The 22,149-nt window shown below is 43.5% G+C and carries 20 protein-coding genes; all 20 read left to right on the forward strand.

Translation table 11 applies throughout. The features are described 5' to 3' along the window. Window positions 1-18 precede the first annotated feature (18 nt). The 20 genes from smc (at window position 19) to FC33_RS07380 (ending at window position 22,146) form a co-directional block, all read left to right on the forward strand. Entirely contained in the window at window positions 19-3,558 is a 3,540-nt protein-coding gene (smc, locus tag FC33_RS07285; RefSeq protein ID WP_057827932.1) for a chromosome segregation protein SMC, read from the forward strand. Window positions 3,559-3,895: 337 nt separating this feature from the next. Next, on the forward strand, window positions 3,896-5,233 hold the full coding sequence (gene ftsY / locus FC33_RS07290) for a signal recognition particle-docking protein FtsY (protein WP_235803912.1): 1,338 nt from the start codon (window positions 3,896-3,898) through the stop codon (window positions 5,231-5,233). 10 nt (window positions 5,234-5,243) lie between these two features. Next, entirely contained in the window at window positions 5,244-5,582 is a 339-nt protein-coding gene (locus tag FC33_RS07295; RefSeq protein ID WP_057827933.1) for a putative DNA-binding protein, read from the forward strand. A gap of 14 nt (window positions 5,583-5,596) precedes the next feature. Continuing rightward, a complete protein-coding gene (gene ffh / locus FC33_RS07300; RefSeq protein ID WP_057827934.1) occupies window positions 5,597-7,036 on the forward strand; it encodes a signal recognition particle protein in 1,440 nt (479 codons plus the stop codon). Between the two features lie 90 nt (window positions 7,037-7,126). Further along, window positions 7,127-7,402, forward strand: a complete 276-nt coding sequence (gene rpsP / locus FC33_RS07305; protein WP_057827935.1) for a 30S ribosomal protein S16 — start codon at window positions 7,127-7,129, stop codon at window positions 7,400-7,402. Between the two features lie 15 nt (window positions 7,403-7,417). Continuing rightward, a complete protein-coding gene (locus tag FC33_RS07310; protein WP_057827936.1) occupies window positions 7,418-7,663 on the forward strand; it encodes a KH domain-containing protein in 246 nt (81 codons plus the stop codon). Between the two features lie 67 nt (window positions 7,664-7,730). Next, complete coding sequence (gene rimM, locus FC33_RS07315) at window positions 7,731-8,243, forward strand: ribosome maturation factor RimM (RefSeq protein WP_057827937.1); 513 nt, start codon at window positions 7,731-7,733, stop codon at window positions 8,241-8,243. Then, window positions 8,243-8,974, forward strand: coding sequence for a tRNA (guanosine(37)-N1)-methyltransferase TrmD (gene trmD, locus FC33_RS07320; RefSeq protein ID WP_057827938.1), 732 nt, complete (start codon window positions 8,243-8,245; stop codon window positions 8,972-8,974). Before rimM ends, trmD begins: the two co-directional genes overlap by 1 nt. A gap of 106 nt (window positions 8,975-9,080) precedes the next feature. Beyond that, window positions 9,081-9,437, forward strand: a complete 357-nt coding sequence (gene rplS / locus FC33_RS07325; RefSeq protein ID WP_057827939.1) for a 50S ribosomal protein L19 — start codon at window positions 9,081-9,083, stop codon at window positions 9,435-9,437. 689 nt (window positions 9,438-10,126) lie between these two features. After that, complete coding sequence (gene pdhA / locus FC33_RS07330; RefSeq protein ID WP_057827940.1) at window positions 10,127-11,215, forward strand: pyruvate dehydrogenase (acetyl-transferring) E1 component subunit alpha; 1,089 nt, start codon at window positions 10,127-10,129, stop codon at window positions 11,213-11,215. A gap of 1 nt (window position 11,216) precedes the next feature. Further along, window positions 11,217-12,194: an alpha-ketoacid dehydrogenase subunit beta gene (locus FC33_RS07335; RefSeq protein WP_057827941.1), complete on the forward strand. Its 978-nt coding sequence runs from the start codon at window positions 11,217-11,219 to the stop codon at window positions 12,192-12,194. 12 nt (window positions 12,195-12,206) lie between these two features. Next, complete coding sequence (locus tag FC33_RS07340; protein ID WP_057827942.1) at window positions 12,207-13,517, forward strand: dihydrolipoamide acetyltransferase family protein; 1,311 nt, start codon at window positions 12,207-12,209, stop codon at window positions 13,515-13,517. 2 nt (window positions 13,518-13,519) lie between these two features. Further along, a complete protein-coding gene (gene lpdA, locus FC33_RS07345) occupies window positions 13,520-14,923 on the forward strand; it encodes a dihydrolipoyl dehydrogenase (protein ID WP_057827943.1) in 1,404 nt (467 codons plus the stop codon). Between the two features lie 64 nt (window positions 14,924-14,987). Next, on the forward strand, window positions 14,988-16,007 hold the full coding sequence (locus tag FC33_RS07350) for a lipoate--protein ligase (protein ID WP_057828097.1): 1,020 nt from the start codon (window positions 14,988-14,990) through the stop codon (window positions 16,005-16,007). 114 nt (window positions 16,008-16,121) lie between these two features. Further along, a complete protein-coding gene (gene pyrH, locus FC33_RS07355; protein ID WP_057827944.1) occupies window positions 16,122-16,841 on the forward strand; it encodes a UMP kinase in 720 nt (239 codons plus the stop codon). A gap of 2 nt (window positions 16,842-16,843) precedes the next feature. Next, window positions 16,844-17,407 carry a ribosome recycling factor gene (gene frr / locus FC33_RS07360; RefSeq protein WP_057827945.1) on the forward strand — a complete coding sequence of 188 codons (564 nt, stop codon included), beginning with the start codon at window positions 16,844-16,846 and terminating at the stop codon, window positions 17,405-17,407. 77 nt (window positions 17,408-17,484) lie between these two features. Beyond that, complete coding sequence (locus FC33_RS07365; RefSeq protein ID WP_057827946.1) at window positions 17,485-18,282, forward strand: isoprenyl transferase; 798 nt, start codon at window positions 17,485-17,487, stop codon at window positions 18,280-18,282. After that, window positions 18,279-19,070, forward strand: a complete 792-nt coding sequence (locus FC33_RS07370; RefSeq protein WP_057827947.1) for a phosphatidate cytidylyltransferase — start codon at window positions 18,279-18,281, stop codon at window positions 19,068-19,070. The genes FC33_RS07365 and FC33_RS07370 overlap by 4 nt, the downstream gene beginning before the upstream one ends. A 30-nt stretch (window positions 19,071-19,100) precedes the next feature. Then, window positions 19,101-20,381, forward strand: coding sequence for an RIP metalloprotease RseP (gene rseP / locus FC33_RS07375; protein ID WP_057827948.1), 1,281 nt, complete (start codon window positions 19,101-19,103; stop codon window positions 20,379-20,381). A 55-nt stretch (window positions 20,382-20,436) separates the two neighbouring features. Next, window positions 20,437-22,146, forward strand: coding sequence for a proline--tRNA ligase (locus tag FC33_RS07380; protein ID WP_057827949.1), 1,710 nt, complete (start codon window positions 20,437-20,439; stop codon window positions 22,144-22,146). Window positions 22,147-22,149: the final 3 nt, after the last annotated feature.

Below are 22,149 nucleotides of genomic sequence, written 5' to 3' on the forward strand. Positions count from 1 at the left end.
TGAGATGGAGGAAATGCGTTGAAATTAAAATCATTAACGATCAATGGTTTTAAATCATTTGCAGATAAAACTGAAATTGACTTTCAACCTGGAATTACGGGGATCGTCGGTCCGAATGGAAGCGGAAAGAGTAACATCATTGAATCGCTCCGGTGGGTTTTAGGTGAACAGTCAGCCAAAAGTCTTCGGGGCAGTAAGATGCCGGATGTCATTTTTGCCGGCTCGGCAACCCGCGCGCCGTTGAACCGGGCGGAAGTTGAAATCGAATTTGATAATTCTGACCGCTTTTTGCCTGACCAGCCGGATGAGTTGCGCATCACCCGTCGAATTTATCGCAGCGGCGAAAGCGAATTTCTTTTGAATGGAAAAAAGGTGCGGTTAAAGGATATCGTCAACCTTTTCATGGATACCGGCTTGGGAAAGGAATCGTTTTCGGTTATTTCTCAAGGTAGAGTGGAATCAATTTTTAACAGTAAGCCTGAAGATCGCCGGGTTTTGATCGAAGAAACTGCGGGGGTTTTGAAATATAAGAAAGAAAAGGAACGGGCCGAAAAGGAATTAAAGGAGACCACGGACCATTTAGACCGCGTTGTTGATATTTTAACGGAATTGAAGCGACAACGGGAACCCCTTGAAGAACAGGCCAGTATTGCGAAGGATTATGTTGAACAAAAGAAGCAGTTTGATTATTATCACTTAAATGAATTGGTGCTTGAAATTCAGCAGGGGCGAAAGCAAAAAGCAGAACTTGACCAGCAATTAAAGCAGGCCAAGGAGCTATTAGCCAAGTATAAACAGGCGGCGCTTGATCAAGAAGAACATACAACCCAATTGCACGAGCAACAGCAGACGATCGAAAATCAACTGGACCAAGTTCAAACACAATTAGTTACTTTAACTCAACAACGGGAACGCCTTGCCGGGAAGAAGGATATTTCCGAACAGCAACGGCAATTCCAAATTGAAAAAATCGAAAGTCTGACAAAGCAGATCGATGAAAATCAACACGATCGCGCAACGCTTCAGGAAAAACTGGCGACGGTTCAAAAACGGATCGATGAGCTGAAGAGGGAAAAACAAAACCTGCAGCACCAAATTAAAAGCCTGAGTGTGGATCAAAACCTTGCACCCGCAGAGCTTGAACGGGCAATTGCAAAGCTCACTGATCAAATTAATCAGCAAACCCAGCAAAAGATGCAGGCTGAAAATGAAATTCATGTATTGGAACAAAGCGAAACTCAGCGTCAATCAGAACTGGCGCAGGTTCAAAAGCAGTTAGCAACGGCCCAAGCCGAAACGAAGCCGCTTCAGGATCAATTAACGGCAGCCAAGGCGCAAACTGCTGAATGCCAAGCAAACCTTGAGGGTGCTGAACATCAAGCTGAAGCATATCGCGAAAAACGAACAAAACTGAACGCGCAGATTGATCAGCAACGGCAAAACTGGTATCAAGCAAGCGAGATCATGCAAAAAGCCCAGGCCCGGCTGGAGGCGTTAGAAAGCGTTGCTCATAATTATTCTGGTTATTACCAGGGGGTTCGCGAAGTTTTGAAACAACGGAACCACTTGCAAGGTATCGTTGGCTCGGTTGCCGAAACAATCAACGTTGATCAACAATATTCTCAAGCAATCGAAACAACCCTTGGAAGTCAGTTGCAAAATATCATTGTAAAGGATGAAAATGCAGCTAAAGCCGGGATTCGGTTCTTAACCCAGAAACGGTTAGGCCGGGCGACATTTTTACCGCAAACGACGATGCGAGCCCGGTCCATTGATTCACGATTGCTCCAGCAAGCCCGGAATGATTCCGGAATGATTGGAATTGCAAGTGATTTGGTAACCTTTGATGCTTCCAATCGCAACGTGATCCAATATTTGCTTGGAACAACGTTGATCGTTAAGGATATTGATGCAGCGACCCGGATTGCGCGAGCAGTCAATCACCGCGTAAAACTGGTAACGTTAAAGGGCGAAGTTGTAAACCCTGGCGGCTCAATGACCGGGGGTGCAAACCGCACTCAACGAAATGGCTTGCTTCAAAAGAAACAGGAAAGCACGGTTTTAAAAGACCAATTAAAGATGATGCAGACCAAACTTGGCGAACTTGAGGAACATGGGAAGCAGCTTAAACGTCAGTTAGCGGATGTGATCACTAAAGATCAGCAAAATGCAACGCAGGTCAACGAATTGCATCAACAATTGACAGCAATGCAGAAGAACCTTGCTGCAATTCAACAACAGTTTGATGAACAGCACCGTCATCAAGAACAGTTGCACCGACAATTGCAAGACTTGGATGGGACGAAAGCCGCTGTCCGCCAAGCAGAATTAAAAAAGCAAGTTGAATCATTAACAGCATCGATTGCAGAACTTCAGACTGAATTGGATGATAAAAAACGGTTCAGTGAAGATGCGCGGTCAACGCAACGGGAAAGTTCGGCGAAGTTAAATGAATTTAAACAACAATTATTGCTTGTGAATGAACGGTTGACGAATGCTCAATTACAGGCCAACGAATATCAAACGCAGATCAATCAGCTTAACCGGGCGCTTGATCAGGGAAAGCAATCCCTTGAACGAATTCAAAGCCAGCAATCCTTGAATGATATGCATGGTGATGAATTGGCCAAAAAGCAAGCTGAAATTGAAAAGCAACATGCTGAATATACCGCTAAGGTCAAGCAAATGCGGGCGCAACGGGATGAGTTGCATGATCAAGTTGCGGATGCGGAAAGCCGCTTGCGGCGGGCAAATGAATTACAGCAAGCATCAAATGATGATCAGCGCAAGGCGAGTTTGCAACTTGGCCGGTTAACGTCGAAGCTTGAACAGCACCTTCAAGAATTGACCGAGACGTATGAAATGACGTTTGAAAAGGCGGCTCAAGAAGCTCAAGAAACTGATCTGAATGAGGTTCAACGTCATTTGAAGCTCTTGAAACGCGGAATTGACGAACTTGGAGAAGTCAATCTTGGGGCAATCGATGAATTTGAACGGGTCAATGAACGGTTCGAATTCTTAAATACTCAGCAAAATGACCTTAATAACGCGAAGGAAACGCTGGTTCAGAGTATGGATGAAATGGATAATGAAGTTAAGACCCGGTTCAAGGAAACCTTTGATCAGGTTGCAACGGCCTTTGCGTCGTTATTCCCGCAGATCTTTGGTGGCGGAAAAGCTTACTTAACGTTGACGGCTTCAGATGATCTTTTACATACCGGAATTGAAATTACCGCGCAGCCCCCGGGCAAGAAAGCCCAGCGATTAAGCTTGCTTTCTGGGGGTGAACGGTCATTAACGGCGATCACCTTGCTGTTTGCGCTTCTGAAAGTTCGTCCGGTTCCGTTTGCGGTGCTTGACGAAGCAGAAGCGGCATTGGACGATGCCAACGTTGCCCGCTATTCGCAATACTTGAAGAACTTCGATGATGAAACCCAATTTATCGTCATTACTCACCGGAAGGGAACGATGATGCAAGCTGATGTTCTTTATGGAGTAACGATGCAGGAATCGGGGGTTTCCAAGATGGTTTCCGTATCGCTTGCGGACGTAATTTAGAAAGGATTGAGACTGAATGGGATTATTTGATAAGTTAAAGAAGGCGTTTGGCTTTACCAGCGATGATGATGAAAAAGTCAAACAAGATGAAAAGGTTGAAGCTTCAACTGACCAAGCCGAAGATGAAGACAAAAGGCCTCAAGCAGAACAAACCGAAGAATCATCTTCAGCGAATGAAACTGAAAACGAGGCTCAACTTGAAATTGAAGATCAATCATCGGAAGCAAGTGAAGAGGATCAGGCTCCTGCTGAAGCCCAATCAACTCCGGACGATGTAACTGCTGAACCAGTTGAAAAACCATCAGCTGATGAAGAGTCTTCAACCGAAGTTACTGAAATTACTGATGAAGCAAAAGACCAACCGGTTGTTGATAAGCAATCGACGGCCGATTCAACCGAAGAAGAACCCGAGACAGTTCAAGCCAATGAACTTGACAAAGCTCAACCAGCAGCCGATTCTAAAACAGAAACAGAAACAGAAACAGAAACAGAAACAGAAACAGAAACAGAAACGGAATCAGCTGATGATGATTGGGAAATGACAACGCAAAATGCGGACCAGGCAACGGAAGCAAAAGAGAATTCCGGTGAACAGCCAGCTGAAACTGCAGTTGAAGAATCGCCGGCGGAAACGGCTGAAAAGACGGCCGAAGAAGAAACGGAAGCGGCTGAAGACGTTGCTGAACATGAAGATCAAGCAGAACAGGTTGAAAAGCAGGCTCAAACGGGATCGGAAACTAGCCGGTACACGCATGGCTTGAAGAAGACCCGGACAGGATTCAAGGGCCGCATTAATGCATTGTTGGCTAACTTCCGTCACGTTGATGAAGATTTCTTCGATGATCTTGAAGAAATGCTGATCGAATCCGATGTCGGCTTTGAAGCTGCGATGAAGATCAGTGACGAACTGCGGGATGAAGTTAAATTCCAAAATGCGAAGAGTAAGGCTGAAGTTTCAGAAGTCATCGTTGAAAAACTGGTTGACTTATATGAAGAAGCTGGTAAGGATCAAGATGAAGCGTTGCATTTTGCTGAAGAAGGTCCAACCGTCTTCCTCTTTGTTGGGGTTAACGGAGTTGGAAAGACAACCACGATCGGAAAACTTGCCAAACGGTACAAAGATGAAGGCAAGAAAGTCATGGTTGCTGCCGGGGATACATTCCGGGCCGGTGCGATCCAGCAATTAGATGAATGGGCTCAACGCGTGGGTGTGACGATCGTCAAGAAGCCTGAAAAGAGTGATCCGGCTTCCGTTGTTTACGATGCGGTTACAAAAGCGAAGAAGGAAAATTACGATATCTTGCTTGTTGATACGGCTGGTCGGTTGCAAAACAAGGTCAACTTGATGAATGAGCTTGAGAAGATCCAACGGGTAATTACCCGCGAAATTCCAGAAGCTCCGCATGAAGTTTTACTGGCTCTTGATGCAACAACTGGTCAAAACGCATTGTCCCAAGCAAAGCAATTTAAGGATGCAACGAATGTAACGGGAATTATTTTGACCAAGTTGGATGGCACGGCTCGCGGCGGAATCGTGTTGGCGATCCGAAACGAACTGCACATTCCAGTTAAACTTGTCGGCCTTGGTGAACAGGTTGATGATTTGCGCGACTTTAATACCGAAGACTTTGCATACGGATTATTTAAGGGATTGATTACTCCCCGCGAAGACTAGGGTGATTTAAATGGAAATTGCAAAAACAAATCGAATCAATGCGTTATTTGAATTTTATGAACCATTGCTGACGAAGAAGCAGATGGAATATCTGGCGCAGTACTACCGGGATGATTTTTCGCTTGGCGAAATTGCGGAAAATTATAATGTGTCGCGACAGGCAGTTTATGATAATATAAAACGGACAGAGAAAATCCTTGAAGAATACGAATCAAAGTTGCATTTGTATGCTGATTTTCTGAAAAATGCGGCTCATTTAGATGCGTTGATCGATTACATTCAGCAACGTTATCCGCATGATGAGCGGTTACTTGAACTTGCAGAAAAATTGGAAAGTATTGAAGAATAGGTTGGTGAAATTAAATGGCCTTTGAAGGGTTAACAGAAAGAATTCAAAATGCAATTCATAGTTTACAACGTAAAGGAAAGATCACGGAAAATGATGTTAAGGAATCAATGCGTGAAATTCGGCTGGCATTGCTGGAAGCTGACGTAAACTATGGGGTTGTAAAGGACTTTATCAAGACAGTCCGCGAACGGGCAGTCGGAGCGGAAGTTCTTGAAAGTTTAACACCGGCACAACAAATCGTTAAGATTGTTAACGAAGAATTAGTTAAGGTGATGGGCGAAAAGACAGTCCCATTAAACAAATCAGCGAAGATTCCAACCGTCATTATGATGGTTGGGCTTCAAGGGGCCGGGAAAACGACTACGGCCGGAAAATTAGCCTTAAAGTTAAAAAATGAACAAAAAGCCCGGCCATTAATGATCGCAGCCGACGTTTACCGTCCCGCTGCCGTTGATCAGTTAAAGATCTTGGGTGAACAAATCGACGTTCCGGTCTTTGAAATGGGAACGGACGTTGATCCGGTTGAAATTGTTCGTCAAGGAATGGCTAAGGCCCAAGAACAAAAGAACGATTATGTTTTGATCGATACGGCCGGTCGGTTGCAGATCGATGAAAAGTTAATGGATGAATTAGCCCAAATCAAGGAGCTTACTCACCCAGATGAAATTCTTTTGACCGTTGATGCCATGACTGGTCAAAATGCCGTTGAAGTTGCAAAAGGCTTCAACGATCAGCTTGATGTAACCGGGGTTGTTTTGACGAAGTTAGATGGGGATACCCGTGGTGGGGCTGCCCTTTCAATTCGTGCCGTTACCGGCAAGCCGATCAAGTTTATTGGGCAAGGCGAAAAGTTAACGGACTTAGATGTCTTCTACCCAGATCGGATGGCTTCCCGGATCCTTGGCATGGGAGATATGCTGACCTTAATTGAAAAGGCCCAACAGGATTACGATGAACAAAAAGCCGTTGAACTTCAAGAAAAGATGAAGGCTAACTCATTTGACTTTAACGATTTTCTTGAACAATTAGCTCAAGTTCAAAAGATGGGCCCGATGGAAGATTTGATCAAGATGATTCCAGGGATGGCAAACAACCCAGCATTGAAGAACGTGCAGGTTGATCCGCGAGATATTGAACGAACAAAGGCAATTGTTTACTCAATGACGCCGGAAGAACGGGAAAATCCAGATATTTTGAATCCAAGTCGGCGGCGCCGGATTTCAGCCGGGTGCGGGGTTAAGATTCAAGACGTTAACCGGATGATCAAGCAATTTAAGCAAATGCGCGACATGATGGGCAAGGTCTCAAACGGAGACTTTTCCGGCATGGAAGGCCTCTTTGGCAACGGCATGAGCGGTAAATTAGCAAAGATGTCAATGTCGAAGATGGTTCGAAAGAATAAGAAGAAAAAGCTCCGGAAGCTTCAAAAAGCCCGGAGAAGACGGAAACGCTAAAAAAATATTAACTGTCAAGAAATTTTCCTTTACAGCTAATTCAAAACTTGGTATATTATTAATGTTGATAAATTAATAGGAGGTGCAAACATGTCAGTAAAAATTCGTTTAAAGCGTATGGGTTCAAAGAAGCGTCCATTCTACCGGATCGTTGTTGCTGATTCACGTTCACCACGTGATGGTCGTTTCATCGCCAATGTTGGAACATACAACCCATTAACAAACCCAGAAACAGTTACCCTTAAGGAAGAAGAAATTATGAAGTGGTTAAACAATGGTGCTCAACCATCAGACACAGTTCGTAACATTCTTTCACGTCAAGGCGTAATGAAGAAGTTCCACGAAGCAAAATACTCAAAGAAATAAGCAGGGTAAAGTTCAATGACAAAAGAAACGGTTAAGCAATTGTTATTAACGATTGTCAAAGCGTTGGTTATGACCCCTAGTGAAGTTTCAATTGAAGTGACAAATGACGATCAGTTTGTGAACTTTAATTTGAAAGTGGCTTCGCAGGACGTCGGCCGGGTTATTGGAAAAAATGGAACGGTCGTTCAAGCAATTCGGTCATTGATCTATGGAATTCGCATTGACGATGATCGTCGGATTAAATTGAACGTTATTGACTGACTATTTAACGAACCTCCAATAAAGCAGAGATGTTTTGTGGAGGTTTTTTTATTAGAAAGGAATAAGCATGAATTATTACCAAATTGGAAAAATTGTTAATACTCATGGAATTAAAGGCGAAGTTCGCGTTCAGGCAATTACGGACTTTCCTGAAAAACGGTTTGCACCGGGAGCAACGGTTTATGCTTTTCAAAAGGGAAAGGATCCAGTCGCATTAACGGTTAAAAGTCACCGCAAGCACAAACAATTTGATTTGTTAAGCTTTGAAGGAATGGAAGACATTAATTTGGTTGAACCGTTAAAGCAGGCGGATTTAAAAATTGCTGAAGACCAGCAAGATGATTTGGCAGATGGTGAATACTATTACCATCAGATTGTGGGATTAAACGTTGTTGATTTGGACGGAAATTCGATCGGCAAGATCAAGGAAATTATGGAATCGGGTGCCAATGATGTCTGGGTAATTCAACGCGCAGGCAAGAAAGATTTGCTGATTCCAGCAATTAAGGACGTTGTAAAGGACGTTCAGATTGAAAACCAGCAAGTGATTATTGATATGTTAGATGGGTTGGATGACTAATGCAAATTGATATTTTAAGCCTTTTTCCCGAAATGTTCGATGGCCCGATGAATTCCTCAATGATCGGTAAAGCTCAGGAAAACGGAATTTTAAACATTGATGTCACGGATTTTCGGGATTACACGACCAATAAGCAGCACCACGTGGATGATACGCCGTATGGTGGCGGTGCTGGAATGCTATTGCAGGCCCAACCGATTTTTGATGCGCTTGATGCGGTTCAGGAAAAACATCCGGAACCGGGGAAAGTGATTTTGCTTGATCCGGCTGGACGGCAATTCAATCAAAAAGTTGCGGAAGAGTTGGCCCAAGAAAAACATTTAACCTTTATTTGCGGTCACTACGAAGGGTATGATGAACGAATTCGGACCCGGGTAACGGATGAAATCTCACTGGGAGATTATGTGTTGACCGGGGGCGAATTAGCAACGATGGTCATCATTGATGCAACGGTGCGGTTATTGCCCAACGTTCTTGGAAATGATGAATCAGCGGTTGGTGATTCATTTTCAACTGGGTTGCTTGAATATCCGCAATATACGCGGCCCGCTGATTTTCGTGGAATGAAGGTTCCTGAAGTTTTAACGAGCGGTAATCACCAAAAGATTGCTGAATGGCGCCGGAAAGAATCATTGCGGCGGACATTCGAACGGCGGCCTGATCTGCTTGAAGATTTTCCGTTGACGGATCAAGATCGGAAATGGTTGCGAGAATTTAAAACTCAAAAATAGCTTTACAAACTAATAGCAGATATGATAATATTTTATTTGGCTTAGTTGCCATATTAACGGTATTCCGCTGCAACTGGACATGAATATCGGGGAAAGGAAGAAAAACATGTCAGTAAATCCATTGATCAAGAAGATCACTGAATCACAATTACGTGATGATATTCCAGATTTCCGTGCTGGGGATACAGTACGGGTTCACGCACGGATCGTTGAAGGTAAGCGTGAACGTATTCAAATCTTTGAAGGTGTTGTTATCAAACGTCGCGGCGAAGGCGTTTCAGAAACTTACACTGTTCGTAAGATCAGTAACGGTGTAGGGGTTGAACGGACTTTCCCAGTTCACACACCTCGGGTTGAAAAGATTGAAGTTGTACGTCAAGGACGCGTTCGTCGTGCTAAGTTGTACTACTTACGTGATCGTCAAGGTAAGGCTGCACGTATTCCAGAACGTCGTCGTAAATAATAAAAGAACAGTTGTGTTATGGCACAGCTGTTTTTTGTATTTTGAATATAAATTGTGTACAACATTTATTTTCATTCAGGAATGAAAATCCATGATTGAGGAAACTTTAGTCCGCTATTTCTGTCACGGAGTAATATAAACTTGTAAGTGTTAGAGAGAAAAGGACTAAGTGTTAAAAATTAGTTTTCGTTAGGGATAAGGCTTTGGGGAAAGTCTTATTTTTTTATTACCAAATTGAATAAATTAAAAATGAAGAGGTTGTGGCATAACATAGGCCACAACCTCTTTTAATCTCTAATTAATTATTTTGTTTCAACCTTACTTTTTGTGCCATCATTTGATGCTGAAGTAGGTTTAGGTAGGTTTTTTTTATAAACAAAAAGAGGGGCTTAATTAGTTCCTCAAATCTTGTATCTATGTTGTACCCATTTTGTACATATCTAGAATTGAATATTAAAGTACTAAATTATTCATAATATAATTTATGATGCTTTTTTCTAAAAATGATAAAAGAATAATATTAGTACGAATGAAATCCTTTCCAAATTAATTTATCATTAAAAACTTCCGGAGTAGTCAAATCATAAGCAAAATCCCGCATACCATATCAATTAACAATCAATGACAAATTAAGTAGAATAAAGAATGTAAGCGATATATCGAAGCAGTCTCAGAAGGAGGGGACATTGATGACGAAAATTGATTTTAATGATTATATGAATCAACCGAATATGAAACCAATTCAAGTAATGAATGAAAAAGGTGAAATTGTAAATCAGGATCTATTTCCAGATTTAACGGATGACCAATTAGTTGATCTGTTTAAAAAAATGTTATGGGAACGGATTTTAAATGAACGGTCAACGAAATTAAACCGTCAAGGACGTTTAGGATTCTATGCGCCAACGGCCGGTGAAGAAGCCAGTGAAATGGGATCAAGTTACGCAATGGAAAAGGAAGATTTCCTTTTACCAGCTTATCGGGATATTCCACAGTTAATTCAACATGGATTCCCATTAGACCGTGCATTCTTATGGTCAATTGGACACTATATGGGCGGTCAAATTCCAGATGATGTTCAAGCAACGACGCCACAAATCGTTGTTGCATCTGCAACCGTTCAAACAGCCGGAGTTGCCTTGGGCTTAAAGAAAAAGAAATCACCAACCGTTGCATATACATACACTGGTGATGGCGGAACTTCTGAAGGTGACTTCTATGAAGGGATTAACTTTGCGGGTGAATTTAAAGTTCCAGCATTGTTCTTTGTTCAAAACAATGGCTATGCAATTTCAGTACCGCGGCGCAAGCAAACCGCAGCCCAAACATTGGCCCAAAAGGGAGTCGCAGTCGGAATCCCTGGAATTCAAGTCGATGGGATGGATGCATTAGCTGTTTACACGGTTGCCAAGGCAGCTCGTGAATGGGCAGTTGCCGGAAATGGTCCGGTTTTAATTGAAACGTTAACTTACCGGTATGGCCCGCACACATTATCAGGTGATGATCCAAAACGTTACCGGACAGCTGACGAAGAAGAGGAATGGCGGAAGAAAGATCCGTTGATTCGGTTCAGAACATACTTGGATCACAAAGGCTTATGGAATGAAGACATGGAAAAGAATTGGGAAGAAGCGGTCAATAAGGAAATCGATGCCGCAATGGAAAAGGCTGAAAGTGCACCGCAACAAAAAGTTAGTGATTTCTATAAGTTAAGTTACTCAGAAATTCCAGAATCAATTCAAGCAAAAATTGATGAATGTGAAAAGGAGGGAAAGTAACATGGCACAATTAACAATGATCAAGGCAATTAATCAGGCGCTCGACCAAGAATTGAAACGTGATCCGAAAGTGTTAGTTTTCGGTGAAGATGTTGGAAAAAATGGCGGTGTTTTCCGGGCAACGGACGGTTTACAAGCTGATGTTGGCGAAGATCAAGTTTTTGACACTCCGCTTGCTGAATCCGGAATTGCGGGGTTAGCTGCCGGACTTGCATATGAAGGTTTCCGGCCAGTTCCAGAAATTCAATTCTTCGGTTTCTTATATGAAGCAATGGATGAAATTGTTGGTCAAATTGCCCGTGAATACTACCGGACAGGTGGAACAAAGAAGATGCCGATCACGATTCGGTCAGCATTTGGCGGCGGGGTGCATACTCCTGAAATGCACTCTGACAGTCTTGAAGGAATCGTTGGTCAAGTTCCCGGATTACGGGTCGTAATTCCGGGCTCACCGTATGACGCAAAGGGATTATTAATTTCTTCAATTCGGTCTGATGATCCGGTTGTCTTCTTGGAACACATGAAGCTTTACCGTTCAATGCGGGAAGAAGTTCCGGAACAGGAATACACTTTGCCATTGGATAAGGCTGACATTAAGCGTGAAGGAACGGATATCACGTTGATTTCATACGGGTACATGGTTCAAGAATGCTTGAAGGCCGCTGATGAACTTGATAAAGAAGGCATCAATGCAGAAGTCGTTGATTTACGAACCGTTTCACCGTTAGATGAAAAGACGATTCTTGAAAGTGTAAAGAAGACAGGGAAAGTTGCTATCGTTCAAGAAGCCCAAAATATGGCCGGCGTTGGTAATCAAGTCGCATCATTGATTGCTGAAAAGGCAATTTTAAGCTTGGATGCTCCGGTTGCACGGGTCAGTGCGCCTGATACGGTTTACGCATTTAGTGAAGCCGAAGAACGCTGGCTGCCAACGAAGGACGACATTGTAGCGAAAGCCAAGGAAATTGTTAATTTTTAGGAGGAAAAATTAATGGGTGTTTATGCATTTAAACTTCCCGATGTCGGTGAAGGAATGGCCGAAGGAACAATTGGGAAATGGTATGTTCATGAAGGCGATTCAATCAAAAAGGATGCTGACTTAGTCCAAATTGAAAATGATAAGTCAGTTGAAGATCTAACTTCACCAGTCACGGGGAAAATTAAAAAGATCATTGTTCAAGAAGGCGATACCGCCAACGTTGGCGATCCATTGATCGAAATCGAGACTGCAGGTGACGTTCCGGAAGATGCCCAACCAGCACCAACGGATTCAAAAGCTGAATCCAAACCAGCGAAGGCTGCATCAACGTCGACTTCACAATCAAGTTCACAATCAGCACAGGCTCCACGGCAAATGACCCTGCAAGATCACAGTTTGCCAGTGTTGGCAATGCCATCAGTCCGGGCATATGCACGTGAAAAGCAGGTTGATTTAACGCAGATCAAGGGAACCGGAAATCACGGCCAAATTCTGAAGGCCGATGTCGATCTCTTCTTGAGTAACCAAAACGGAACGGCGTCAAAGATCGTTCCGCAACAAGATTTACGCGAAAATCAATCAGTTTCATCAAGTTCAAGTCAACTGATATCCGGTGGCGAACGACGGGAAAAGATGAGTTCCGTTCGGTTGGCAACGGCCAAGTCAGTCAGTCGTTCGGTTCAAGAAATTCCGCACGTTACGTTATTTGATGAAGTCGTGGTGGATCAGTTATGGAATCACCGAAACAAATTCAAGAAGATGGCGGCTGATAAGGGAATCCATTTAACGTTTATGCCGTATGTTGTGAAAGCATTGGCAGTGGTTGCCAAAGAATTCCCGATTTTCAACGCATCGCTTGATATGGATCAACACGAGATTGTATATAAAAACGACATTAACGTGGGAATTGCAACTGATACGGAACGCGGATTATTCATGCCGAATATTAAAAACGCCGATCGGTTAAGCATGTTTGAAATTGCTAAACAGATTGAAGATCACACGCAAAAGATTGCAGATGGTAGTCTTGATCCGGCAACGGCTCAAAACGGCACGATTGCGATCACGAATATCGGCTCGATCGGTGGCGGATACTTTACCCCAATTATCAATTACCCGGAAGTTGCGATTTTAGGAATTGGCCGCATTACTGATCAACCGATCATTGATCCAAAAGATCATGAAAGTGTCACGGTTGGAAAAGTCTTGAAGTTATCACTTTCAGTTGATCACCGGGCAATTGATGGGGCAACTGCTCAAAAAGCCCTTAACCGGTTGAAGGAACTTTTAGGTAATCCAGAACTCTTATTAATGGAGGGATAGTAATGGTTGTTGGTGATTTTGCAATTGATTTAGATACGGTTGTCATCGGCAGCGGTCCCGGCGGCTATGTGGCTGCGATTCGGGCAGCCGAATTAGGCCAGAAAGTAACGGTGATTGAACGCGAATTTATTGGGGGAGTCTGCCTTAACATTGGCTGTATCCCGTCAAAGGCACTTGTTGAAGCGGCTCATCATTATCAAAGTGCGATGAATTCACAAAAAATGGGATTGCAGGTAACGGCTGCTCAACTTGACTTTCAACAAACTCAAATTTGGAAACAAAGTGTGGTTGATAAGTTAACGGGCGGCGTTGCAAGCCTGTTTAAGAAACACCATATTGACGTGATCTGGGGCAGTGCCTATGTTAAGGATGATCACACTTTACGGGTTATCAAGGACGATCAAGCTCAAACATATACGTTTAAGAACTTGATTATTGCAACCGGGAGCCATCCGATCGAAATTCCAAACTTCAAGTATGAAGGCCGGGTAATTGATTCGACCGGAGCCCTTGATCTGAAGAAGGTCCCGAAGCACTTGATCGTTGTCGGTGGCGGTTATATCGGCTGTGAATTGGCATCTGTTTATGCAAACCTCGGCGCGCACGTTTCAATTATTGAAGGAACAGGCCAGATTCTTTCAAATTATGAAGCCGACATGGTTCGCGTTATTCAGAAACACTTCAGTTCGCAAGGCGTTGACATTTATACCAATGCGATGGCCAAAAAGGCTGAACAGGACGATCAAAGCGTCAAGGTAACCTTTGAAGTTGACGGCGAAGAAAAGCAGTTAGTTGCAGATTACTGCTTAGTTTCAGTTGGTCGGCGTCCAAATACGAAGGGCATCGGCTTGCAACATGCAGGAATCCAACTTGATTCACATGGCTTGATCAAGGTTGATAACCAAGGTCGGACCACGATTCCAAACATTTATGCGATCGGGGATGTTGTGCCAGGCTTTTCACTTGCTCATAAAGCCGAATATGAAGGTAAAGTTGCTGCTGAAGCCATCGCTGGAGAAAAGGCAACCGTTGATTATCATGCAATGCCAGCGGTCTGCTACACCGATATTCCGTTAGCAACGACTGGTTTAACAGCTAAAGAGGCTGCACAACAAGGATTAGCGGTTAAGACGGCTCAATTCCCATTCCTTGCAAATGGGAGGGCAATTTCAATGAACGCGACTGACGGCTTTGTCCGGTTAGTATACACAAAAGATGAAGGAATTTTAGTCGGTGCTCAGATTGTCGGCGGAGATGCTGCGGATATGATTAGTGAATTAACATTGGCGATCGAATCGGGCAACACCGTTGACGACTTAGCATTGACGATTCACCCGCACCCAACGCTGACCGAAGCGGTTTGGGATGCTGCTGATATCGCAATTGGATATCCGACAAATATTTAGTAATTTTATTTCAGAGGCTGAGACTGCGATGGTCGCAACCTCTTTTTCAAATGGAGATGAAGAAATGCAGTACTTAGCAATGCAAACTCACGATATTCGAACAAATCTGGCAACTGAAGAATATTTAATGAATTCGGGAGTCATGACGCCGCCGTTTATGCTTTTTTACATTGAAAAGCCGTGCATTATTGTCGGGCGGAATCAAAATACGGTTGAAGAAATTAATGAAGATTACTGTAAGCAACATGGAATTACGATCACGCGGCGGTTATCAGGCGGCGGCGCAATGTATCAAGACTTAGGCAATCTGTGCTTTAGTTTTATTGTTCCGGCTGACCGGCAACGGTTTGGCGATTTTAAGACGTTAGTGCAGCCAATTGTTGATGCGTTGCACGAAATGGGGGCAACGGGGGCTGAAGTCACTGGTCGGAATGATATTGTGATCGACGGGAAGAAGTTTTCAGGCAATGCAATGTACACCCGCAACGGCAAGACTTTTTGTCACGGAACGCTGATGTTTGATGTTGATACCAATGCGGTTGCTGGAGCATTAAAGGTTCCGAAGGATAAAATTGAATCCAAGGGGATCAAATCAGTTCGCAGCCGGGTTACAAATTTAAAGCCGTATTTGAAGCCGAAATTCCAAAACCTTGATACAGCTGGCTTTCGGGATGAACTGATCAAGCGCATTTATCACGTTGATGACCTTAGTCAGGCGCAAATCAATGAATATCAGTTAACGTCCAAAGATCAGCAAGCCATTCATCAAATTGAAACTGACCGTTACCGTGACTGGGATTGGGTCTTTGGGCAATCGCCAGCCTTTACGGTCAAAAAGCGGAAGCACTTTGATGCTGGAACGATCGATGCACGGTTTGAGGTTCAAGACGGGAAAATTAAAATGGCGAAGATTTATGGCGATTTCTTTGGCGTTGAAGATGTCCACCAGCTGGAAAAAGCCTTGATCGGTAAGCCATACGACGTTGATGCGATCACCAAGGTGTTGCGATCATTTGACTTGAACAAGTTCTTCAACGGAATTCCAACCAACGATGTGATCGAATTGATTGCACATCAGCATTAAAAAACGATGCGCATTAAATGAATAATCCCTTTTGTAACATTGATTGTAATATGATAGAATATATTGAGATTAATTACATGAATGTATCATTTTCAATCAAGTAGGAGGATCCACATGGCTATTAAGTATAAACGTGTCGTATTAAAATTGAGTGGCGAAGCTTTAGCAGGGGATGCTGGCAAGGGAATCAATCCGCCTGAAATCCGGAAAGTTGCTGAAGAAATCAAGGACGTTCATGATCTTGGCGTTGAAATTGCCATCGTTGTCGGCGGTGGTAACATGTGGCGTGGGGTTACCGGTGAACAACTTGGAATCGAACGTGCTCAAGCAGACTATATCGGAATGCTTGGAACGGTAATGAACGCATTGGCATTGCAAGATACCTTGGAATCACTTGGTGTTCCAACCCGGGTTCAAACCGCGATTGAAATGCGGCAAGTTGCTGAACCATATATTCGGCGGAAAGCAGTTCGGCACCTTGAAAAAGGCCGGATCGTAATCTTTGCTGCCGGAACTGGTTCGCCATACTTCTCAACGGATACAACCGCTGCTTTGCGGGCATCAGAAATTAACGCTGATGTGATCTTAATGGCAAAGAACGGGGTCGACGGAATTTACTCAGCTGACCCGAAGAAGGATGCAAGTGCAATCAAGTTTGAAACATTGACCCACTTAGACATCATCAACAAGGGTCTTCATGTCATGGACTCAACGGCTTCAACATTGTCAATGGATAATGACATTCCGTTGGTTGTTTTCAACATGAATAAACGTGGAAATATCAAGAAAGTTGTTCAAGGTGAAAATATCGGAACAACAGTGGAAGGAAAATAATCATGAAGATTACAAATGAAATTATTAAAGAAGGCCAAGAAAAGATGGTTAAGGCTGAAGAAGCCTTACAACACGAACTTGGCGGCATTCGGGCCGGCCGGGCCAATGCCAGCTTGCTTAACCGGGTAACGGTTGATTACTATGGCGCCCCAACGCCATTGAATCAAATTGCTCAAATTTCAATTCCTGAAGCCCGGGTATTGTTGATTTCACCATATGACAAATCATCATTGGATGATATTGAACATGCATTATTGGCTTCAGATCTTGGATTAAATCCGGTCAATGACGGAACCGTTATTCGGTTAGTCATTCCGCAATTGACTGAAGAACGCCGGAAAGAATTGGCAAAGGAAGTTAAAGCTGTTGGTGAAAAGGCCAAGGGCTCAGTTCGGCATGCGCGGCGTGACATTCGCGAAGCTTTGAAAAAGGCTGAAAAAGACGGCGAAATGTCAGAAGACGAATTACATGATTTAGAAGATCAAGCACAACAAGTTACTGATGAAGCAGTAAAAAAGGTTGACGAAATTGTTGCTGACAAGGAAAAAGAAATTCTTGAAGGCTAAGATCAACAGATTTGGGGTAAAACAGACAGTGGCTGGTTTTACCCTTTTTTATTGTCATCAGTGAATGGAGAAGAACAATGTTTAAGAACTTATTTAAGAATACGACGGCGGGCGAGACCGAAAAAGTTAATTTAGATCCCGCAAAGATGCCGCAACACATTGCCATTATTATGGATGGCAATGGTCGGTGGGCTCAACGGCGCGGATTACCGCGGGTTGCCGGTCACAAACGTGGAATGGAAGTTGTTAAGGATATTACCAAAGCTGCAAGTGATTTAGGGGTCAAAGTGTTGACGCTTTATGCCTTTTCAACTGAAAATTGGAAGCGCCCCGAAAGCGAAGTTAGCTTTTTAATGGATTTGCCGGTTAAATTTTTCGATACGTTTGTTCCAGAATTGATTGAAAATAATGTCCGGGTCAACGTAATGGGCTACACGGAATACTTACCGTCAAAAACACAAAAGGCGGTTAATGATGCAATCGAACAAACGAAGGAAAATACCGGAATGGTGCTGAACTTTGCCTTGAATTACGGCAGTCGGGCCGAAATCATCACGGGGGTAAAGAAAATCGCCACCGAGGTTCAGAATGGTAATTTAGCCGTGGATGAGATTAATGAAAATGTGATTTCGAAGTCCTTGATGACGGAGGAAGTTGCGCCATACAATGATCCAGATTTGCTGATTCGGACAAGCGGTGAAGAACGGATTTCAAACTTTTTGTTATGGCAAATTGCATATAGCGAATTAGTCTTTACTGACAAATTATGGCCAGAATATCAACCATATGACCTGGTCCATGATATTTATGAATTCCAACAACGCGACCGGCGTTTCGGCGGCGTAAAGGATACTAAGGGAGGAAAATCGAAATGAAGCAACGCGTGACAACCGCAATTATTGCTTTAATTATTTTTATTCCGCTTTTAATTATCGGCGGAACACCATTTAATATTTTAGTTGTTGCAATGGGAATCGTTGCGATGACCGAATTTGTTTCAATGAAGAAGTTATTTGTTGTTTCACCGGCGGCATTTATTAGTTATTTCGCAATTGCCAGTTTATTGGTTCCGCGGACATGGTTGAAGTTTTTGCCAAAGGGTGAAAGCTACATGGATCTGTTCTTTGTTTTCTTACTGTGCTTGTTAGCATTCAGCGTGATTTCTAAGAACATGTTCAACTTTGACGATGCCGGTGCGCTTGTATTAGGAGCAGTCTATGCCGGCTTCGGCCTCCACTTTATGATCCAGGCGCGGACCGAAAGCTTATGGATGCTTTTGTATGCTTTACTGATCGTTTGGACCACTGACAGTGGCGCATACTTGATTGGACGGAAAATCGGAAAGCATAAATTAACTCCGAAGATTAGCCCAAATAAAACTTGGGAAGGCTCAATTGGCGGAACACTTGCCGCAGTTGTTATTGTCGGCGCATATGTCTTCTTTATGAAGCCGTACTTCAAGTACAATTTCGCATTAATGCTTATTTTGACCCTTGTCTTTTCAATTGGAGGTCAATTCGGCGATTTGATCGAATCAGCCTTTAAACGGCACTATGGCGTTAAGGATTCAGGCAAGATTCTTCCAGGTCACGGCGGCATTCTTGACCGGTTTGATTCATTATTATTTGTCTTACCGTTAATGCACTTTGCCGGTTTGATTTAATTTTAAAAAGAAGGGGGTAAACCCAAAACAATGATTGTAACAATTATTGCGTTTGTGATCGTTTTTGGCGTGCTGGTATTTGTTCATGAATTCGGTCACTTTTATGCAGCTAAAAAGTCAGGGATTTTGGTACGTGAATTTTCAATCGGAATGGGACCGAAACTTTTTGCATATCATAAAAACGGCACGACGTATACATGGCGGTTGTTGCCATTAGGCGGTTACGTGCGGATGGCCGGCCTTGAAGATGATGAAGAATCACTAAAAAAGGGTTCGCCGGTAACGTTGTTGCTTGATAAGCAAGACCAAGTCACTAAAATCAATACAAGTCAAAAGAAGATGTTAAAGGGCGGGTTGCCGTTGATCGTGACTGACTGGGATCTGCAAAAGAAAATGTGGATCGAAGGTTACGAAAATGGCGACGAAAGTCAGGTTAAACGGTTCAACGTTAAACGCGATGCCATGATCACAGAAGAAGATGGAACTGAAATTCAAGTTGCACCGTTAGACGTCCAATATCAATCTGTCAGTGTTCCAAAACGAATCGTGACGAACTTTGCCGGTCCGTTTAATAACTTTATCTTAGCAATTATCGCCTTTGGCCTGGTCGCAATGCTTCAAGGCGGCGTCCAGATTCCAACAAATTCAAATGTAATTGGAACGGTTCAAAAGGACTCTGTTGCTGCCAAGGCCGGTTTAAAGGAGGGGGACCAAATCGTCGCCATCGATGGTCACCAAGTTTCGAATTGGCAGGATCTTGTAAGTGATCTTAGTGATCGCGGCGGTAAGCAGACCACGTTAAAAGTCAAACAAGCGAAACAAACTAAGGAAATCAGATTAACACCCAAGACAGTCAAACAAAATGGTCAAAAGACCGGCCAAATTGGGATTACTGAAAAAATTAAGAATGACCACTCAATTGGGGCAATCCTTGCATTTGGGTTTACCCAAACGTGGAATATCACCATGTTAGTCTTTAGTGCAATTGGCCACATGATCACTCACGGGTTCAGCCTGAATGACTTGGGCGGCCCGGTCGCAATGTATTCGATGACGGCGCAAGCGGCCCACCACGGGGCAATTACCGTTATCAATTTGATGGGCTTGTTATCAGTCAACCTGGGAATCATGAACTTGTTACCAATCCCAGCCCTTGATGGTGGAAAAATCTTACTGAATATCATTGAAGGAATCTGCAAGAAACCGATGGATCCGAATAAGGAAGTCGTCATCACGATGATTGGCTTTGCGTTCTTGATGATCTTAATGGTTCTGGTTACCTGGAATGATATTCGCCGTTACTTCTTTTAAAAGTTTATGGTAGACTTAGAATTAAAATAAATCGTTCGAAGGAAGAGGGATATTAATGAAACAAACACGGATGTTAATTCCGACAATGAAGGAAGTCCCGAGCGACGCGGAAGCAGTCAGTCACCAACTGATGCTGCGGGGCGGCTACATTAAGCAAATTTCAGCCGGGATGTATACATATTTACCGTTAGCGAACCGCGTTTTACAAAAAATCGAAGCAATTGTTCGCGAAGAAATGGATGAGATCGGCGCCGTTGAAATGCTTGCGCCGGCTGTAATTCCAGCCGAATTATGGCAACAATCCGGCCGGTACGACACCTATGGTCAAACATTGTTCAAGCTAAAGGATCGCCATGACCGCGACTTTATCTTAGGCCCAACGCATGAAGAAACCTTTACGGAAGTTGTGAAGGATTCAGTGAAATCATATAAGAAATTGCCGTTGGTTTTATACCAAATTCAACCAAAGTACCGCGATGAAAACCGGCCACGGTTCGGTTTATTGCGGGGCCGCGAATTCATTATGAAAGACGGATACTCATTCCATGCTGATCGCGAAAGCCTTGACCAAGTCTTCAATGACATGGGAAATGCTTACCGGAACATCTTTAATCGTGTTGGATTGACATTCCGGGAAATCATTGCGGATTCAGGAACAATGGGTGGAAAAGATTCCCACGAATTTATGGCAATTGCTCCAATCGGGGAAGACACCGTGGTTTACTCTGATAGCAGTGATTACGCCGCTAACATTGAAAAGGCAACAAACTTGCGCACGGTTCAAAAATCACACGAAACGCCGCAAGAACTGAAGAAGGTTGAAACGCCGAATGCAAAGACGATTGACGAAGTTGCTGAATTCTTAGGCGTTGATCCGCAAGAAGAAATCAAGACGTTGTTGTTTGTCGCTGATGATGAACCAATCGTAATTTTGATGCGCGGAAACGACGAATTAAACGAAACGAAATTGAAGAGTTTCTTAGGGGCTGACAGCTTACGGCCAGCCGTTGAAGAAGAAGCCCAAAAGTACTTAGGAGCAAGCTTTGGTTCATTAGGCCCAGTCGGAATCGATGAAAACTTGAAAGTATATGCTGACCTTGATGTTGAAGGCATGGTCAATGCCAGTGCCGGCGCTAACGAAGACGGTCACCACTACCTGAACGTTAACCTTGATCGTGACTTTAAGGTCGATCAATTCGTTGATTTACGGACGGTTCGTGAAGGCGACACTTCTCCGGACGGCGAAGGCAAGTTGAAATTTACTCGCGGAATCGAAATCGGCCACATCTTTAAGTTAGGAACCCGTTATTCAGAAAAGATGGGTGCCAACGTCTTAGATGCTAATGGGCGTTCAATTCCAATGATTATGGGATGTTACGGAATCGGAATTTCACGGTTGCTTTCAGCAATCATTGAGCAAAACCATGACGATAATGGAATGATTTGGCCGCGCAGTATTGCACCATTTGATATCCACGTTGTTCCGGTTAACGTGAAGAACGAAACGCAACGGACATTGGCTGAAGACATTGAAAAGCTGTTGCAAGATGCCGGCTACCAAGTCCTGCTTGATGATCGGAAGGAACGGGCTGGCGTTAAGTTTGCTGATTCAGACTTGATGGGCTTGCCAGTGCGGATCACGGTCGGCAAGAAGGCTGATGACGGCATTGTTGAAATCAAATTACGGAAATCTGGCGAAACGGTTGAAGTTAAGGTTGATGAATTAGTTGACTCGCTTGCAATTTTATTAAAGAATGTCGATTAATTT

Origin of the sequence: Ligilactobacillus aviarius subsp. aviarius DSM 20655, assembly GCF_001436315.1 — a bacterium.
GTDB classification, from domain to species: domain Bacteria; phylum Bacillota; class Bacilli; order Lactobacillales; family Lactobacillaceae; genus Ligilactobacillus; species Ligilactobacillus aviarius.

Excerpts from the sequence above, each read along its gene's own strand:
- trmD (WP_057827938.1), top strand. The coding sequence starts at position 8,243 with ATGCAAATTGATATTTTAAGCCTTTTTCCCGAAATGTTCGATGGCCCG.
- FC33_RS07370 (WP_057827947.1), top strand. The coding sequence starts at position 18,279 with ATGAAGCAACGCGTGACAACCGCAATTATTGCTTTAATTATTTTTATT.
- FC33_RS07380 (WP_057827949.1), top strand. The coding sequence starts at position 20,437 with ATGAAACAAACACGGATGTTAATTCCGACAATGAAGGAAGTCCCGAGC.
- rimM (WP_057827937.1), top strand. The coding sequence starts at position 7,731 with ATGAATTATTACCAAATTGGAAAAATTGTTAATACTCATGGAATTAAA.
- pdhA (WP_057827940.1), top strand. The coding sequence starts at position 10,127 with ATGACGAAAATTGATTTTAATGATTATATGAATCAACCGAATATGAAA.
- FC33_RS07335 (WP_057827941.1), top strand. The coding sequence starts at position 11,217 with ATGGCACAATTAACAATGATCAAGGCAATTAATCAGGCGCTCGACCAA.
- pyrH (WP_057827944.1), top strand. The coding sequence starts at position 16,122 with ATGGCTATTAAGTATAAACGTGTCGTATTAAAATTGAGTGGCGAAGCT.
- lpdA (WP_057827943.1), top strand. The coding sequence starts at position 13,520 with ATGGTTGTTGGTGATTTTGCAATTGATTTAGATACGGTTGTCATCGGC.
- rpsP (WP_057827935.1), top strand. The coding sequence starts at position 7,127 with ATGTCAGTAAAAATTCGTTTAAAGCGTATGGGTTCAAAGAAGCGTCCA.
- ffh (WP_057827934.1), top strand. The coding sequence starts at position 5,597 with ATGGCCTTTGAAGGGTTAACAGAAAGAATTCAAAATGCAATTCATAGT.
- FC33_RS07350 (WP_057828097.1), top strand. The coding sequence starts at position 14,988 with ATGCAGTACTTAGCAATGCAAACTCACGATATTCGAACAAATCTGGCA.
- FC33_RS07365 (WP_057827946.1), top strand. The coding sequence starts at position 17,485 with ATGTTTAAGAACTTATTTAAGAATACGACGGCGGGCGAGACCGAAAAA.
- rseP (WP_057827948.1), top strand. The coding sequence starts at position 19,101 with ATGATTGTAACAATTATTGCGTTTGTGATCGTTTTTGGCGTGCTGGTA.
- FC33_RS07340 (WP_057827942.1), top strand. The coding sequence starts at position 12,207 with ATGGGTGTTTATGCATTTAAACTTCCCGATGTCGGTGAAGGAATGGCC.
- FC33_RS07310 (WP_057827936.1), top strand. The coding sequence starts at position 7,418 with ATGACAAAAGAAACGGTTAAGCAATTGTTATTAACGATTGTCAAAGCG.
- frr (WP_057827945.1), top strand. The coding sequence starts at position 16,844 with ATGAAGATTACAAATGAAATTATTAAAGAAGGCCAAGAAAAGATGGTT.
- rplS (WP_057827939.1), top strand. The coding sequence starts at position 9,081 with ATGTCAGTAAATCCATTGATCAAGAAGATCACTGAATCACAATTACGT.
- FC33_RS07295 (WP_057827933.1), top strand. The coding sequence starts at position 5,244 with ATGGAAATTGCAAAAACAAATCGAATCAATGCGTTATTTGAATTTTAT.